Here is a 15,812-nt window from a genome sequence, read left to right as displayed (position 1 = left end):
CATACATTCAGCCCGTTCAAAATATGGCTTTTGATCGCAACAGGGCCTAAAATGTGACCACCCTTAACAGTGGTCACTGAATTTTTTCACCCACCTTTGATCTGCCAGGTTCTGACAATGACTCAATCCGTAACGGAAAATGGCACACGCGGCCCGGCCGGGCACAATGTGCGTGACCAGATTGTCGATGCTGCCATGCAGCACTTCGCGCATTATGGTTACGAAAAAACCACCGTCTCCGATCTCGCCCGTGCTATCGGCTTTTCCAAAGCGTATATCTACAAATTTTTTGAATCAAAACAGGCGATTGGCGAAGTGATTTGCTCCACCCGGCTTGCGATGATTATGCAGCACGTCGAAGTCGCTATCGCCGATGCGCCTGGAGCATCGGAACAACTGCGGCGACTGTTCCGCACGCTTTCCGTCACCGGCACTGAACTCTTTTTTCACGAACGTAAACTCTATGATATTGCTGCCGTCGCGTCGCGTGACCGCTGGCCGTCGGCGATGGCGCATGAAGAACGACTGCTCAGCCTGATTCAGCAGATCCTGCGCCGGGGGCGTGAAGCAGGTGAGTTTGAGCGTAAAACCCCGGCTGACGAAGCGGCGGAGGCAATCTATCGGGTGATCAAACCCTACGCCAGTCCGGTACTGCTGCAGTACAGCCTTGATGACGCTGAAGAAGCCTCTGCACAACTGGCAGCGCTGGTGTTACGTAGCCTTGCGCCCTGAACAATGCGCATGATGTGACTATTGACTTATTTAGTCACAAGAGCAACGATAGCACTCTGTCTGGTTATCGCTCAGGATTCTGATGCTGCTAAGCTTATCTCTCTCTGCTCTATTCCATCCCTGCGTTCGTCCATCGCACCATTCTACGCAGGGTCTCACCTTCCGCGCTCAAGGCGTGTATCCATTGTCTGCGGCAGCATTTCAATTACTGTCCGGACTCTCTACGGGAGTAATCCAATGAGTCACTTAGCCTCATCACAACGCATTGTCATTACCGGCGCGGGCATCGTTTCGCCACTGGGTTGTGGCGTTGAAACCGTCTGGCGGCGATTAACGGCTGGAGAATCAGGTATACGTACCCTTCCCGATACGCTTACTGCTGGCACCGGTATTTCAGTAGGTGGCAGCGTGCCGGGCATCGATGAAGATCCGCTGGCAGGTTACGACCCCGAAGCGTTCATTGCGCCGAAAGAGCGTAAAAAGATGTCGCGCTTTATAGAATTCGCGCTACTGGCAGCAGAAGAAGCGCTGAATCAGGCGGCCTGGCATCCTGAGAATGAGGCAGCGCGTGAACGTACCGCGACGATTATTGCTTCAGGCGTCGGCGGCTTTGGTGCCATTGCCGACGCGGTGCGCACCACCGATGCACGCGGCCCGCGCAGGCTCTCACCCTTTACAGCACCTTCGTTTCTGGCCAACATGGCCGCGGGTCATGTCTCGATCAAACACGGCTTCACCGGCCCGCTGGGTGCGCCCGTTACCGCCTGTGCGGCGGGAGTTCAGGCAATTGGTGATGCAGCCAGGTTGATCAGAAGCGGTGAAGCGGACATTGCTATTTGTGGCGGCACAGAAGCGGCGCTTGATCGCGTCACGCTGGGCTGTTTCGCGGCTGCACGTGCGCTATGTGTGGGCTATGAAGATCAGCCGCACCATGCCTCACGTCCGTTTGATCGTGACAGAAACGGCTTTGTGATGGCCGAAGGTGCAGGCCTGCTGGTGATTGAGTCGCTGGCCCATGCCGAAGCACGCGACGCGACACCGCTGGCGGAGATTGTCGGCTATGGCACCAGCGCCGATGCATACCACTTAACCGCGGGTCCGGAGGATGGCAGCGGAGCTGCGCGGGCGATGAGAACCGCCCTGCGTCAGGCGGGCATCAGCCCGGAAGACGTCCAGCATATCAACGCACACGCAACCTCAACTCAGGTTGGCGATCACGGTGAGCTGGCGGCTATTCGTGCAGTGTTTGGCGATGATTCGCAGGTCGCGATCGCCTCAACGAAATCCGCCACCGGCCATCTGCTGGGTGCGGCAGGCGGCGTTGAGGCGATATTCACCCTGATGGCGCTGCGGCAGCAGCTTATTCCGCCGACGCTGAACCTCCATCATCCCGATGAAGCCGCAGGCAATCTTGACCTGGTGGCGCTCAATGCACGTCCCAAGGCGCTGACTTATGCCATGTCGAACGGTTTTGGTTTTGGCGGCGTCAACGCCAGTCTCCTGTTGCGTAAGTGGCAATGACTTCAGAGTGACGATTAAGCCCGCGCTGCCAGACACCCTCTCAGCGCGGGTAATACATCGGACGTCCTTAAAAATCATGCACAGCTGTTCCCTGTGTGCCGGGGTTTATCAAAACACCCTCTGTACAACACTCGCTTTATAAATCTGTACCTTTCCTGACAAAATTGCCTCCGCCAGACCTCCTGCCCTTTTTCTTTCAGAACTACAATTAATCGGATGAAAACAACCTCAGAGAACGTTAATGAAGATTGCAGCTTTCGATATTGGTGGTACCTCTTTAAAAATGGGCGTGATTGATGAGCAGGGAAATATTCTGACCAGTGAGAGTGCTGATATTTCCCATAATTCACGCGACAAAATACTTGATGAGATCCTGGCCTGGCTGGAGAAAAATCCCGGCTGTGCTGGCATCGCCGTCAGCACGCCCGGTTATATTGATGCAGAAGCCGGATATATCGCCATGGGCGGCACCATTCGGGACTTCGACCAGTTTCATCTGAGCCAGTGGCTGACGGAAAAAACCTCACTGCCTGCCACGGTCGAAAATGACGCCCACTGCGCCTTACTGGCTGAACAGTGGCTGGGCAAAGCAAAAAAACTCAGTGATTTTCTGATGTTAACTATCGGCACAGGATTAGGCGGAGCGGCCTTCTGCAACGGCGCGCTGATCCGGGGCGGTCGTAACCGCGCGGGCGAGTTTGGCTGTCTGCTGACTTCGCGCCCCACCAGCAGCAATATTGAACGCCATACCATGAGCCAGAGTTGTACCATGACGGCGCTTCGGGAGAATTACAGCCAGCTCATCGAAAAATCTTCCGACGACGTCACGGGTAAAGATGTCTTTGACGCATACGATCGCAAAGAAGAAGCCGCGCAGCAGGTGGTGAATAAATTCTACCAGGATCTTGCAGCCTGCTTATATAACCTCTTCAGCGTGTTCGATCCGCAGATGATATTTATCGGTGGTGGAATTACCGAGCGGGAACCGTTCCTCGAGGAACTGGCAGAGCAACTGGCAAAATATGATCTTGATATCCGCATTGATACCGCGACCTACGGCAACGACTCCGGCATGTTGGGCGCAACCTGGAATTTCCTGCAGCGTCAGCCAGACAAATAATGGCTTGTAGTTCAGGACGTATGCAGGTTACACCTTTCTGATAATTATGATGATTTATCTGGTGCGGTATTCAAAACGATAACCCGGTCATGACCGGGTTTACTCTTGTTTATATTAGTGTCGTATTTGCGCCAGATCGTCTGACGTCAGGCCAGTCATTTCTATGACAGTTTTACGATCAAGGCCGTTTTGTAGCATAGTGCGCGCAATTTTCAGGGTAGCTTCACGCTGTCCTTCAGTACGACCTTTCTCAATACCACGCCGTTCACCAAGCTCGATACCTTCTGCGCGACCTTTTTCGATCCCTTTTTGTTCAAGCTGCTGTGCGATGGTCATCAGTGCGTCTCCGTGTTGTGGCACCCGCTGTGCCAGTTCGCGAACGAAAGCTTCGTAGTCAGCTGACTCACCAGCCTGCAGTAAATAGTGTATCAGCGTCATCACCTGGGGTGAAGAAAGATAATCGGCCATGAGTAGCGTGACCAGATGGTCAGTCAGGCTTGCAATGTCGCGTTGATGAATATGTTTCTGCAAAAGCGTCAGGGCGGCCATACTGCGATGAGTCATGATCTCATCATCCGGGATGACCGTAATGTCCACCAGCGGGAAGGCGCCTCTATAAAGGCTTTCAGCCACTACCGGATCATCAAATTCGTCGAACCAGCGGGTCGACCACGGATAGGGAGTGCGCTTACCGGTATAGAACAGTACAGGTATGACTAAAGGCAGTTTTTTATGGCCAGCTTCAAGGTGGCGCTGCATAGCGGCTACCGCATAACGTATCAGGCGGAATGCCATATGCCTGTCAGGGGTGGATTGGTGTTCAATCAGAACATGAATATATCCGTCACCGGTTGAGGTTCTGAGACTATACAAAACGTCACTGAAGTATTGACGCAAATCGTCTTCAACAAATGATCCGGACTCAAGCTTCAGTGTGGTGAGATCGCAGATTTTAAGCAATTTCTCCGGAAGGTGGATCTGCATAAAATCTCTGGCAACATCCGGATGCGTAAGAAACTGTCGAAAAGTAGCATCATGAGGTGTAGCACTTTTTTTATTTTTCATCAGTTCAGCCCCTGTAAATTCCATGCGCTGCTACCACAGCGAAGAGGCTATCTTAATGGATCAGATTTTAATTTATAATATTTAAACCTTGCCCAGTCTATATAGATTAACTACACCCATAGTCTTTTAAAAAATTTATTAGCAAGATGCATTATGACGCAATCTAAATTAACCACCTTAATCAATTTATATAGCGATAATTAAAACATCCGGATGTACCCGAAACTTCTAACGCTGACCATTAATGTCTGAACCGCTTTACGAAAAGTTAATTTTCTATTTAAGTCACGGCATAACCAGCCCGATCACGCTGTTTATACCGCTCGCTCCCTATCCCTGTCCCGGCGCATCCAACAGGCTAAGCGCCACGCCTGTCAGGGTATAGACCACGACATACAACAGAATCAGTGCCGCAAGCAAAAGGCGGTGGCTGCGCATCTCACTTTTCTTCATGGTGCCATTCAGAAGGTGTAGCTCAATGCCAGGGTGGCCGATGCGCCGTTGTGCCGTGCAACGATGGGGCTATCTGAAGCATGCTTATCCAGCCAGCTGTAGTCACCGATCACACTGGCAGCCCAGGCAGGCGTGAACTGATGGCTCCAGGTCAGGCTGGTATCGGTGCCATAAAATCCACCCGCGGCGTCGTACCGTTCAAATCCGCTGCGCGCACTTTGCTTGCTGTTAACGCCATACCAGGTATTCATATAACGCCCGTCGCCAAACAGTCCCGCCACCTGCAGTGCCACCGTATCGTCACTGGTCTGCCAGGGGATCAGGGTTACGGAAGTCCGGTACTGCACACCCTGACTATCACTTAATGGCAGCGTCGCTTTGCCCTCCAGCACCAGCCACGGCGTTACCGACCATCCCAGCGCCAGCGCGGTGTTCATCGTTGCGTCGATGTTCCCCATGCCTCTGAGCCGGTCATCCCCGTCACGCCAGGATGAATTCTGGTCAGAACGGCCCAGCCCGTAGCCCAGCGTATGTTCCAGATACAGTCCATTATCTGCCTGCAGGTCATAGCCAATGCCTTTCTGTGAGTCTAAAAAGAAGGCCCCGTCGCGTGCCTGGATCACCGGCATCAGCTGCCAGTGCTGCTTATCTGCGCCGCTATAGCGTGGTGCATTGATACCTGCAATGCCCAGCGTGACGCTTGGCGGCGGTGTAGTCTCATTAGCCATGGCAGTCGCGGCACTGAATCCCAGCGAAAAACAGACCATGTGCAGCGTTATTTTTCCGGTTATCATCACGTTTCCTCATTATCACATCAGGTGCGGAGCTGAGGGGTTCAGAGCCGCGTCAATGGCCGGAGTATGCGAGGCGAGTGTCAATTAACGACCAGGGATTTATGAAGAAACAGTCAAGGTGATCCGAAAATGCAGTCAAAACGTGTACTGATTATTGAAGATGATGCTGATGCGGCGGGCGTACTTGAGGCCTACCTGAAACGTGAAAATTATGAGGTCATGATTGCCGGTGATGGGCCAGGCGGGCTGGATGCCGCCAGACGCTGGCAGCCCGATCTGATCCTGCTGGATATCATGCTGCCCGGCATGAACGGCACTGAAGTGCTGGCAGCGCTGCGACGTCGTGACGATACCCCGGTGATCATGGTAACCGCGATGGGTGATGCGCCGGACCGCATCGGCGCACTGCGCTATGGCGCGGATGACTACGTGGTCAAACCCTATCATCCGGGCGAAGTGGTGGCGCGCGTTCAGGCAGTACTGCGCCGTAGCCAGCAGAGTCAGGTACCCGCGGCAGAAACCCTGCGCTGGGCGGGTTTAGTGGTGGACCCGGTGGCGCTCACCGCAGTGGTCGATAGCGACAGTGCTTCACCGCGCCGCCTCGATCTGACACCGACCGAATTTTCCCTGTTGGTCACCCTGATGCGCGCTCCGACGCGTCCGTTTACCCGCCTGTTTCTGCTGGAGCACTGTCTGCCGGAAAGCGATGCGCTTGAGCGGGTGGTCGATACCCACGTCTATAACCTGCGTCGCAAACTGGAAGCCGCGGGCATCTCTGATGTCTTACCGGCAGTGCGCAGCGTCGGTTACCGGTTCAGACAGCCATGAAGAACGATACGCATACTTCATTGTGGCGCTGGATCTGCATCCGGGTGCTGTTTCTGGCGATTGGCAGCGTGGTGCTCATTGCCATCTGTATGTGGCTGCGCTTCGCAGTGCAAGCGTACTGGGTCTATTACCGGATGCCGCCCGCGCTGCTGGATGAGTTCACCCGGTTGCGCCACCACCCTGCCAGCGATCCTGTGCGCTTTCATCAGATTATGGACCAGTGGTGGGGCATCAACTTCTCCGATCCGTCGCTGGCCTCGTCGGACTGGCTTACCGTGATCGTGCTGGTCGTGGTAACGATTCCGTTTATGGTGCTGATGGCGCTGCGTTTCGCCCGTCCGCTGTCGGCGCAGTTCAGCCAGCTGGCTACCGCGGCGCGAGCGGTTTCAAAAGGCGAATTTGGCCGATCGGCGGTAATCGTAAAAGAAGCCCCACAGGAGCTGGTACGTTTTACTGAAGATTTTAATCAGATGACGCAGCAGCTGGCGCGTTACGAGCGTGAGCTGCGCACCTCGCATGTGGCGATGGCGCATGAGCTTCGCTCGCCACTTACGGCGGCGATGGGCCGCCTGCAGGGGATTCTGGATGGCGTCTTTCCTGCCGAACCGCAACAGCTGGCAATGATCATGAAGCAACTGACGCAGCTCAGTCGCCTGACAGACGAACTGCATCTCTTGTCGCTGGCGGATGCCGGGCAGCTTACCCTGAACCGCGAGTGGTTTAATCTCAGCGAGTTACTGCGCGAGCGCTCCGGCTGGCTTCTGCCGCAGGCAGAACAGGCGGGGATTGCCATCAGCGTGACATCACCCAACGATCTGCGGCTGTATGCCGATACCTTCCGGCTGGGCCAGGTAGTGACCATCATCTGTGAGAATGCAATGCGCTACGCTGCCGACGGTGGCGCGTTGCTGATCACGGCCAGCCAGAACGATCAGGCGATCATAATGACCTTCCGCGATTATGGTCAGGGTGTGGAGCCGGACTTCCTGCCGCAATTGTTTGACCGCTTTACCCGCGCTGACTCCTCACGCGCCCGCCACTCCGGCGGCAGCGGTCTGGGACTGTCGATTGCCAAAGCGATTGTCGAGGCGCACGGCGGGTCGCTTCACGCCACACTGCCCGCCGACGGCGGTCTGCTGATCGGGATAACGCTGCCGACGAGATAAATTGTTCTGGCTTGACCATTTCTTGATGGTTCATGGAACGTTTCTGGACACATGCCGGGTTCAATGAGCACAACTCATTAAAGGAACCCGGTTATGACAGACTTCTTATCGGATGCTGCCCGCCAGGTGTGGCGTCATCTCTTCGGTATTCACATCTTTGCGCCGATCATCTTCGTGCTGCTCGGGGTATTCATCATGACCGGTTGCCGGGACAATAGTTCTGCTCCGCCTGCCGCCCCGCTCCGCCCGGTTAAATCGGTGATTGCTCCACCGCTCAGCAGTGATGCATCGCTGGTGCTGACTGGCGAAATCCGCGCTCATGAAGAGGTCGCGCTGGCCTTCAGACTGGATGGCCGGGTGGTGAGCCGTGCGGTTGAGCTGGGCGATCGCGTCAGCGCCGGGCAATCGCTGGCAGCGCTGGAAAATGATCAGTCACGCAATCAGCTAAGCAGCGCACGGGCCGATCTCGACAGCGCACGCGCCGCCGAACGGGTCGCCGCGCTTAACCTGCATCGGATGCGGCTGCTGATGCCCGGAGGGGCCATCGCCCGCAGCCAGCTGGACAGCGCCCAGGCGGACTGGCAGAGCGCACAGTCCCGCCGTCTCAGCAGCGAAGCGGCTCTGAAAAATGCCCAGGATAACCTCAGCTGGACTCAGCTGACTGCGCCTGCAGCAGGCCGGATCACCGCCATCACGGTTCAGCCAGGTCAGGTGGTCAGCGCCGGACAAAATGTGATGACGCTGGCAGCAGGGGATGCACGCGATGCGGTGTTTGACCTGACAACGCCTGCGCTGCTGCATCCTGATGATCGGACACCGCTGAAAGTGACGCTGCTCGCCGATCCCGGCGTGCAGGCCAGTGGCACAGTGCGTGACATCAGCCCGCAGGCCGATCCACAGACCCGCACATGGCGGCTGCGCATCTCACTGAATCAGCCGCCTGAGGCGATGGCACCCGGTGCCACAGTCATTGTCACCCTTCCCGATGCGCAGCCGCCGGTCATCGCCCTGCCCGCCAGCGCCCTGACCCGCTCCGCAGACAAACCCGCGCTGCTGGTCGTTGATGCGGCGTCACGCCTGCAGCTTCGTCCGGTAGTGCTGGCCCGCTTTAACGCGCAGCAAATCTTCGTCACTGCCGGGATCAAGCCGGGAGAGCGCGTCGTCACCGCCGGAGTCAGCACCCTGCAACCTGGCGAAAAAGTGGCGCTTTCGCAGGAGGCTCCATGAAAAAAACGTCTGGCTTTAACCTCTCCGGCTGGGCGCTGGCGCATCAGCAACTGGTGATCTTTTTCATGCTGCTGGTCATGGCGGCGGGTGTGCTGAGCTATGAACATCTGTCACGCAATGAAGACCCGGCGTTTACTATCAAAACCGCCGTAATATCAGCCCAATGGCCAGGCGCTGATGTGAACACCACGGTGCAACTGCTCACTGACGTACTGGAACAGAAAGTGCAGGAGATCCCGTCGCTGGATGCGGTTGAGAGCGAAACCCGCGCCGGACAAACCGTCATCTATGTCAACCTGCGCGATGACACGCCGCCCTCTCAGGTGGCCGGCATCTGGTACCAGCTGCGTAAAAAGATGCAGGATGTTGCCCCTTCACTGCCGCAGGGCGTGCAGGGTCCGGCCGTTAACGACGAATTTGATGACACCTTCGGCACCATTTATGGCTTCACGGCGGAGGGTTTTACCGCCAGAGAGCTACGCGACCGGGTCGATAACCTGCGTCGCAATCTGGCCAGTCTGCCCGACATCGGTAAAACCAGCCTGTTAGGTGTACAGGAGCAGCAGGTGGTTATCGCCTTTTCGCCGCGCAAGCTGAACGGCATGGGGCTCGATTTACAGCAGGTCAGCGACGCCATTAAAGCTCAGAACGATGTCGTTCCGGCGGGCAGCCTGCGTACCGACCGCGAGAATATTGCGCTGCGGGTCAGCGGCACCCTGACTTCGGTTGAAAATCTGCGGGCGATTACCCTGCATATCGGTGAGCGTTTTATTCCGCTGACCGATCTGGCCACCATCAGCCTGCAACCTGCCGAACCACCAGTCCCGACGTTTCGGGTTAACGGCGTTCCGGCTATCGGGCTGGCGATCTCCATGGCCGGCAGCGGCAACATGCTCGATTTCGGTCAGCAACTCAGTCAGCGCATGCAGATGCTGGCCAGTCAGTTACCGCACGGTATTACTATGACCCGCGTGGCCGACCAGTCTTCCGTGGTGAAAAACGCGGTCAGCGGCTTCGTCCGGATACTGGGCGAAGCGGTCGTCATCGTGTTAGCCGTCTCCTTTGTCTCACTGGGACTGCGTGCCGGTCTGGTCGTTGCGGCGGCGATCCCGCTGGTACTGGCAATGACCTTTACCGGCATGTTAATGGCAGGCATCGGACTCCAGCGCATCTCGCTTGGCGCGCTAATCATCGCGCTGGGGCTGCTGGTGGATGATGCCATGATCACTGTCGAGGCAATGGTGGCGCGACTGGAAGCGGGCGACAGCAAGTGGCAGGCCGCCACCTATGCGTTTAAAACCACCGCATTTCCGATGCTGACCGGTACGCTGGTAATGATCGCCGGGTTCATTCCGGTCGGGTTCGCCGCCTCCAGTGCCGGAGAGTATTGCTACTCATTGTTTGTGGTGATTACCCTGGCGCTGCTCTGCTCGTGGGTCGTCGCGGTCATCTTCTCTCCGCTCACCGGCTGCTGGCTGCTGTCGGCCAGGCACATCAAGGCCGATAAGCCGCCGGGCGTGCTGACGCGCAGCTATCACCGGCTGCTGGAGGTGATTCTGCGTCACCGGCTGGTGACGATTGGCACAGCGATGGCGGTGCTGCTGGTCAGCCTTTACGCCACCACTTTTATGCAGGGTGAGTTTTTCCCTGCATCGGATCGCCCCGAGCTGCTGGTCAGCCTGACGCTTCCCGCCAGTGCAGCCCAGGCTGAAACCACCCGCCGTACCGCACAGCTGGAACAGATGCTGCGCAACGATCGGGATGTGGCGAACTACACCAGCTACGTTGGCTCGGGCGCAATACGCTTTTATCTGCCGATGGATGTGCTGCTGGATAATGAGAACATCGCGCAGCTGGTGGTGGTGGCGAAAGATCTGGCGGCACGCGATCGGCTGCGCAGCAGGCTGGAGCAGAAGCTGGCGGTGGATTTCAGTGATATCACTACCCGGGTATCGCCGCTGGAGCTGGGGCCACCGGTCGGCTGGCCGCTGAAATATCGCATCACCGGCCCGGATAATGCCAGGGTGCGTCAGGCGGCCGATCGGCTGGCGGCGCTGATCGCCCGCTCATCGCTGACACGCGAGGTCAATCTTACCGCCGGAGAGCCAGAACGGGTCATGACGCTGGCGGTGAACCAGACCGCAGCCCGCGCAGCCGGACTCTCTTCCGAAACGATAGCCACCGCGCTGAATACTCTGATGTCCGGCAGCGTGGTGACCACCCTGCGCGATCGTAACCGCCTGATCGACGTCGTGCTGCGCAGCAATGACCCGGAGCGGCAGGACACTGACACACTGGCAGGATTGATGATCACCAATGCCAGCGGACAGAAAATCCCGCTGCGACAGGTGGCAACCCTGAACTGGGGAGTGGATGACCCGGTGATATGGCGACGTCAGCGGCTGGCTTACATCACCGTACAGACCGATATTGCGCCCGGTCAGCGGGCTGAACAGGTCTCGCAGCAGCTCGCACCAGCCGTCGCCGCCCTGCGCGCCTCGCTGCCGGCCGGATACGGTATTGAAGAAGGTGGCGTGGCGGCCGAATCGGACAAAGGCAACGGTTCAGTGTTTGCTCTGCTGCCGGTAACAATCTGCGTCATGCTGGTCTTGCTGATGATTCAGCTGCAACGCTTCTCCGGCATGCTGCTGGCGCTGAGCATGGCACCGTTTGGCCTGCCCGGCATCGTATCCGCAATGCTGCCGGCTGGCACACCGCTGGGGTTCGTGGCGCTGCTGGGGATTATTGCCCTGGCGGGAATCATCATCCGCAACGCGGTGATCATGATCAGTGAAGTCGATGCGAATAGCCGGGCCGGACTGTCCGCGGGTGAGGCAATCCGGCAGGCTGCCCATCACCGTGCACGTCCCATTCTGCTGACTGCCTGTGCGGCAATACTCGGCATGATCCCCATCGCCCATCAGGTTTTCTGGGGGCCCATGGCACTGGCGATTATTGGCGGTCTGATCAGCGGTACGCTGGTAACGCTCACGGTGCTGCCCGCCGCGTTAAGTCTGTTGATGCAGCGCGGCTCACGTTAAAACAACACCCGGCGATCCCGTGCTGAGAACGGCGGGATCGCCGGAAAGGATCAGTTCATCACCTCGACCAGAATCAGCGGGCACTTTCTGACTTTGCAGGCCTGACTGTAGGCCAGCGAGCAGACCGAACAGAGATCGCGCACGTCAGACTGGTACTCATACTCCATGAAATAGCGGAACTGGCCGCCCGCCGAATCTGTTCTCCAGAATCGCTGCGGCTCCAGAATTTCATCCAGTTGCCTGAATGTCAGGGCTGACGGGTTGTGAAACCCGACTCTTACGCGGTATGTAGTCATGCACCGATTATTGGCATCCCGGTCCCTGGCCGCCAGTTGGTTATTGTTTTCAGTTCAATAGCTGGCGCTTATCAACCCGCTTCGCCTGGTGCCGCAGGCTGTTCTGCCAGCAGCGCCAGCAGGTGCAGTACTGCTTTTGACGGGTGAAGCCGACGCCAGGCAAAGGCAACGTCGGTAAATAGCGTGTTGTTTTCGATATCGCAGAAGCTGACCCCGGGGTTATCGACGCAGCGCATCGACTCCGGCACCAGCGCAATCCCGCAGCCCGCCGCCACCATGCCCAGCGACGTAGTGATCTGCGGAGCCTGCTGAAAAGTGTGGCGCGAAAAGCCCGCCCGCAGACAGGCAGTGACAATCAACTCATACAGGCTAGGCGAGACGTCGCGCGGGAAGATCACCAGGGTTTCTCCCGCCAGCGCGGATAGTGCCACGGTGGGTGTGCCGCTGAGGGGATGGCAGCGCGGCAGCGCAATCAGCATCTTTTCGGTGGAGATGACACGCAGATTAAACGCCTTGCTGCTTTCACACGGCAGCCGGATAAAAGCGGCATCCAGCAATCCTTCCTGTAAATCCTGCATCAGCAAAGACATATTCTCTTCGCGGGTCAGAAGCTCCATCGCCGGATAACGTTCTTTAAACTGGCGGATCAGGGTGAAGATGCGTGGATTAAACGCCACCGAGCTGGCAAAGCCCAGCGACAGCTGACCACTGATCCCCCGCGCAATACCGCGTGCGTTCTCCAGCGCCTGATCGGCCAGTTGCACAATCTGCCGGGCATCCGCCAGAAACGCTTCGCCCGCTTCGGTGAGTTCCACTCCGCGCGTCAGGCGCTTCAGCAACGGTGTGCCAATTTCCTGCTCCAGCCGCAGTATCTGCTGACTCAGCGGCGGCTGCGATATGCCCAGTATCTCTGCGGCACGAGTGAAGTGAAGCGTCTCGGCTACGGCAACAAAATAACGCAGATGGCGAAGTTCCATATCAAAAACGTCTCAAAGTTAACAGGTTTCGCTATTGGACCCACCGACTGAATCGGTTCACCATTAGGTTAACACGGCTTAACGGTTAATCGATGAGGCATCAAATGAGCAATTGTGTAACTGATTGTTCCTGTGAGGATCAACTAAAACATACTGTCCTGACGCTTTCACAGGATGCACCAGAAAGCGTTATCTATCAGACCTCTTTAATGAGTGCGCTGCTGAGCGGCGTTTACGACGGCAATGTCCGTATTGCCGACCTGCTGCGTAAAGGGGATTTCGGCCTGGGTACCTTTAACCGGCTGGATGGCGAGATGATCGCGTTTGACAGCAAGGTCTATCAGCTGCACGCCGACGGCAGTGCGCACCCGGCCGATCCGGCGCAGAAAACTCCGTTCGCCGTGATGACCTTTTTTAAACCGCAGCATCTGTATGAATTTGACCGGCCGATGTCGCGTGAGGCGATCCATCAGGTGATCGACAACGAAATCACCTCCGATAACCAGTTCTGCGCGCTGCGCATCAGCGGTCGTTTCAGTCGCGTCGAGACCCGCACCGTGCCATGCCAGTGTCGTCCCTATCGCTCAATGCCGGAAGTGCTGGGCGATCAGCCGACCTTTGCCTTCAGCCAGCGCGCGGGCGAACTGATCGGATTCCGTACGCCGCAATATATGCAGGGCATTAACGTTGCAGGCTATCACGAACATTTTATTACCGACGACCGCGAAGGCGGCGGCCACATTCTCGATTATGCGCTGGAGCAGGGCACCCTGACCTTTGGTGCCATCAGCAAGCTGGTCGTGGATTTGCCGCAGGACAGCGATTTTCTCAATGCCGACCTGAACCCCGCCAATCTTGACGCCGCGATTCGTGCGGTAGAAAGCTAATCAGAGGAATGACGATGAAAACTCCAACCGATACCACACTCTGGACTTGTGGCGCTGACCTGGTGGTGGCGCAACTTGAGGCACAGGGCGTCCGCCACGTCTTTGGCATTCCTGGCGCAAAAATTGATAAAGTCTTCGACTCACTGCTGGATTCCTCCATCCAGACCATCCCGGTTCGCCACGAAGCTAACGCCGCATTTATGGCCGCCGCAGTGGGCCGCCTTACCGGCAATGCGGGCGTGGCGCTGGTCACCTCCGGGCCGGGCTGCTCCAACCTGATCACCGGCATGGCCACCGCCACCAGCGAAGGCGATCCGGTGGTGGCTATCGGCGGTCAGGTGAAGCGCTCCGACAGCGCCAAGCAGGTTCATCAGAGCATGGACACGGTTTCAATGTTTCGCCCAATCACTAAATATGCAGTTGAGGTCACCGACCCCGCTGCGCTTTCTGAATGCCTGTCGAATGCGTTTCGCCACGCCGAACATGGCCGGGGCGGCGGTGCCTTTATCAGCCTGCCACAGGATATTGTCGATCAGCCGGTTACCGGCAAAGCGTTGAGCAGCAAAGGCCGCCCGGTACTGGGCGCCGCACCTGACTCAATGATCGACGCCGTCAGCGAAGCTATCGCCGGGGCTAAAAATCCGGTCATCCTGCTGGGATTAATGGCGAGCCAGACAGAGAACAGCGAAGCGATTCATGAGCTGCTGACACGCAGTCACATTCCGGTCACCAGCACCTATCAGGCAGCAGGAGCGGTCAGACAGGATCACTTCTCACGCTTCGCCGGGCGCGTCGGGCTGTTTAACAACCAGGCGGGCGACAGGCTGCTGCAACAGGCTGACCTGATCGTCACCATCGGCTACAGCCCGGTGGAATATGAACCGGCGATGTGGAACAGCGGTAACGCCACACTGATTCATATCGACGTAATACCCGCTGAGACCGACAACCGCTATCTGCCTGACGCAGAACTGGTGGGTGATATCGCCGCCACAGTGCGTAAACTCGCCGCGCGCATCACTGCCCCACTCCAGCTGACCCCGGAAGCCGCCACCATCCTTGAGGATCGTCAGCAGCAGCGCAAATTGCTGGCGATGCAGGGTGCCAGCCTCAATCAGTTTGCTCTGCATCCGCTGCGCATTGTCCGCGCCATGCAGGACATCATTAACAGTGACGTCAGCCTTACCGTCGATATGGGCAGCTTCCACATCTGGATCGCCCGCTACCTCTACAGCTTCCGCGCCCGTCAGATCATGATCTCCAACGGTCAGCAGACGATGGGTGTGGCCCTGCCGTGGGCGATTGGTGCCTGGCTGGTCGAGCCGCAGCGCAAAGTGGTTTCAGTTTCCGGCGATGGTGGTTTCCTGCAATCCAGCATGGAGCTGGAAACTGCCGTCCGCTTAAAAGCCAACATTCTGCACATCGTCTGGGTCGATAACGCCTACAACATGGTGGCGATGCAGGAAGAGAAAAAATATCACCGCGTCTCGGGCGTCAATTTTGGGCCGGTCGATTTCAAAGCCTATGCCGAAGCGTTTGGGGCAGCGGGCTTTGCGGTGACCAGTGCGGCAGAGCTGGAGCCGACGCTGCGTAAAGCGATGGATGTTCAGGGGCCCGCCGTGGTCGCGGTGCCGGTCGATTACACCGACAACCCGCTGCTGATGGGTCAGCTGCATCTGAGCCAGCTTCTTTAATTTCTCAAAAA

At 57.3% G+C, this 15,812-nt stretch carries 14 protein-coding genes; 9 read left to right on the top strand and 5 right to left on the bottom strand.

The annotated features are described in order from the left end of the window. The first annotated feature begins 117 nt into the window (after nucleotides 1-117). From OK412_RS23245 to OK412_RS23235, 3 genes are all read left to right on the top strand, one after another. Nucleotides 118-732, top strand: a complete 615-nt coding sequence (locus tag OK412_RS23245) for a TetR/AcrR family transcriptional regulator (protein WP_010671991.1) — start codon at nucleotides 118-120, stop codon at nucleotides 730-732. A 237-nt stretch (nucleotides 733-969) separates the two neighbouring features. After that, nucleotides 970-2,253, top strand: coding sequence for a beta-ketoacyl-ACP synthase II (gene fabF, locus OK412_RS23240; protein ID WP_264353647.1), 1,284 nt, complete (start codon nucleotides 970-972; stop codon nucleotides 2,251-2,253). 241 nt (nucleotides 2,254-2,494) lie between these two features. Next, on the top strand, nucleotides 2,495-3,373 hold the full coding sequence (locus OK412_RS23235; RefSeq protein WP_010256830.1) for an ROK family protein: 879 nt from the start codon (nucleotides 2,495-2,497) through the stop codon (nucleotides 3,371-3,373). A 114-nt stretch (nucleotides 3,374-3,487) separates the two neighbouring features. On the opposite strand, the gene OK412_RS23230 is transcribed toward OK412_RS23235, so the two are convergent. The 3 genes from OK412_RS23230 to OK412_RS23220 form a co-directional block, all read right to left on the bottom strand. Further along, nucleotides 3,488-4,438: an Rpn family recombination-promoting nuclease/putative transposase gene (locus tag OK412_RS23230; RefSeq protein ID WP_010671988.1), complete on the bottom strand. Its 951-nt coding sequence runs from the start codon at nucleotides 4,436-4,438 to the stop codon at nucleotides 3,488-3,490. 330 nt (nucleotides 4,439-4,768) lie between these two features. After that, on the bottom strand, nucleotides 4,769-4,891 hold the full coding sequence (locus OK412_RS23225; protein WP_264353646.1) for a hypothetical protein: 123 nt from the start codon (nucleotides 4,889-4,891) through the stop codon (nucleotides 4,769-4,771). Between the two features lie 8 nt (nucleotides 4,892-4,899). Then, nucleotides 4,900-5,685, bottom strand: coding sequence for a MipA/OmpV family protein (locus OK412_RS23220; protein ID WP_264353645.1), 786 nt, complete (start codon nucleotides 5,683-5,685; stop codon nucleotides 4,900-4,902). Nucleotides 5,686-5,814: 129 nt separating this feature from the next. On the opposite strand from OK412_RS23220, the gene OK412_RS23215 reads away from it, so the two are divergent. From OK412_RS23215 to OK412_RS23200, 4 genes are all read left to right on the top strand, one after another. Beyond that, entirely contained in the window at nucleotides 5,815-6,513 is a 699-nt protein-coding gene (locus tag OK412_RS23215; protein WP_010256840.1) for a response regulator, read from the top strand. Further along, nucleotides 6,510-7,679 carry a sensor histidine kinase gene (locus tag OK412_RS23210; protein ID WP_033770228.1) on the top strand — a complete coding sequence of 390 codons (1,170 nt, stop codon included), beginning with the start codon at nucleotides 6,510-6,512 and terminating at the stop codon, nucleotides 7,677-7,679. The genes OK412_RS23215 and OK412_RS23210 overlap by 4 nt, the downstream gene beginning before the upstream one ends. A 93-nt stretch (nucleotides 7,680-7,772) precedes the next feature. Beyond that, nucleotides 7,773-8,906, top strand: coding sequence for an efflux RND transporter periplasmic adaptor subunit (locus OK412_RS23205; RefSeq protein WP_010256842.1), 1,134 nt, complete (start codon nucleotides 7,773-7,775; stop codon nucleotides 8,904-8,906). Next, nucleotides 8,903-11,947 (top strand): efflux RND transporter permease subunit, encoded by a 3,045-nt coding sequence (locus OK412_RS23200; RefSeq protein WP_264353644.1) that lies wholly within the window; start codon nucleotides 8,903-8,905, stop codon nucleotides 11,945-11,947. Before OK412_RS23205 ends, OK412_RS23200 begins: the two co-directional genes overlap by 4 nt. Nucleotides 11,948-11,997: 50 nt before the next feature. On the opposite strand, the gene OK412_RS23195 is transcribed toward OK412_RS23200, so the two are convergent. After that, complete coding sequence (locus OK412_RS23195; RefSeq protein ID WP_010256845.1) at nucleotides 11,998-12,243, bottom strand: hypothetical protein; 246 nt, start codon at nucleotides 12,241-12,243, stop codon at nucleotides 11,998-12,000. A 71-nt stretch (nucleotides 12,244-12,314) separates the two neighbouring features. After that, nucleotides 12,315-13,220 (bottom strand): LysR family transcriptional regulator, encoded by a 906-nt coding sequence (locus OK412_RS23190; protein ID WP_022624205.1) that lies wholly within the window; start codon nucleotides 13,218-13,220, stop codon nucleotides 12,315-12,317. 104 nt (nucleotides 13,221-13,324) lie between these two features. Here OK412_RS23190 and budA point away from each other — a divergent pair, with 104 nt between their 5' ends. Beyond that, nucleotides 13,325-14,107 (top strand): acetolactate decarboxylase, encoded by a 783-nt coding sequence (gene budA, locus OK412_RS23185; RefSeq protein WP_033781025.1) that lies wholly within the window; start codon nucleotides 13,325-13,327, stop codon nucleotides 14,105-14,107. 14 nt (nucleotides 14,108-14,121) lie between these two features. Further along, nucleotides 14,122-15,801, top strand: a complete 1,680-nt coding sequence (gene alsS, locus OK412_RS23180; RefSeq protein WP_010256852.1) for an acetolactate synthase AlsS — start codon at nucleotides 14,122-14,124, stop codon at nucleotides 15,799-15,801. The last annotated feature ends 11 nt before the right edge of the window (nucleotides 15,802-15,812 follow it).

The sequence above is a fragment of the Pantoea sp. JV6 genome, from assembly GCF_025910055.1.
GTDB lineage: Bacteria > Pseudomonadota > Gammaproteobacteria > Enterobacterales > Enterobacteriaceae > Pantoea > Pantoea agglomerans.
This window is presented reverse-complemented; position numbering and strand designations above follow the sequence as displayed.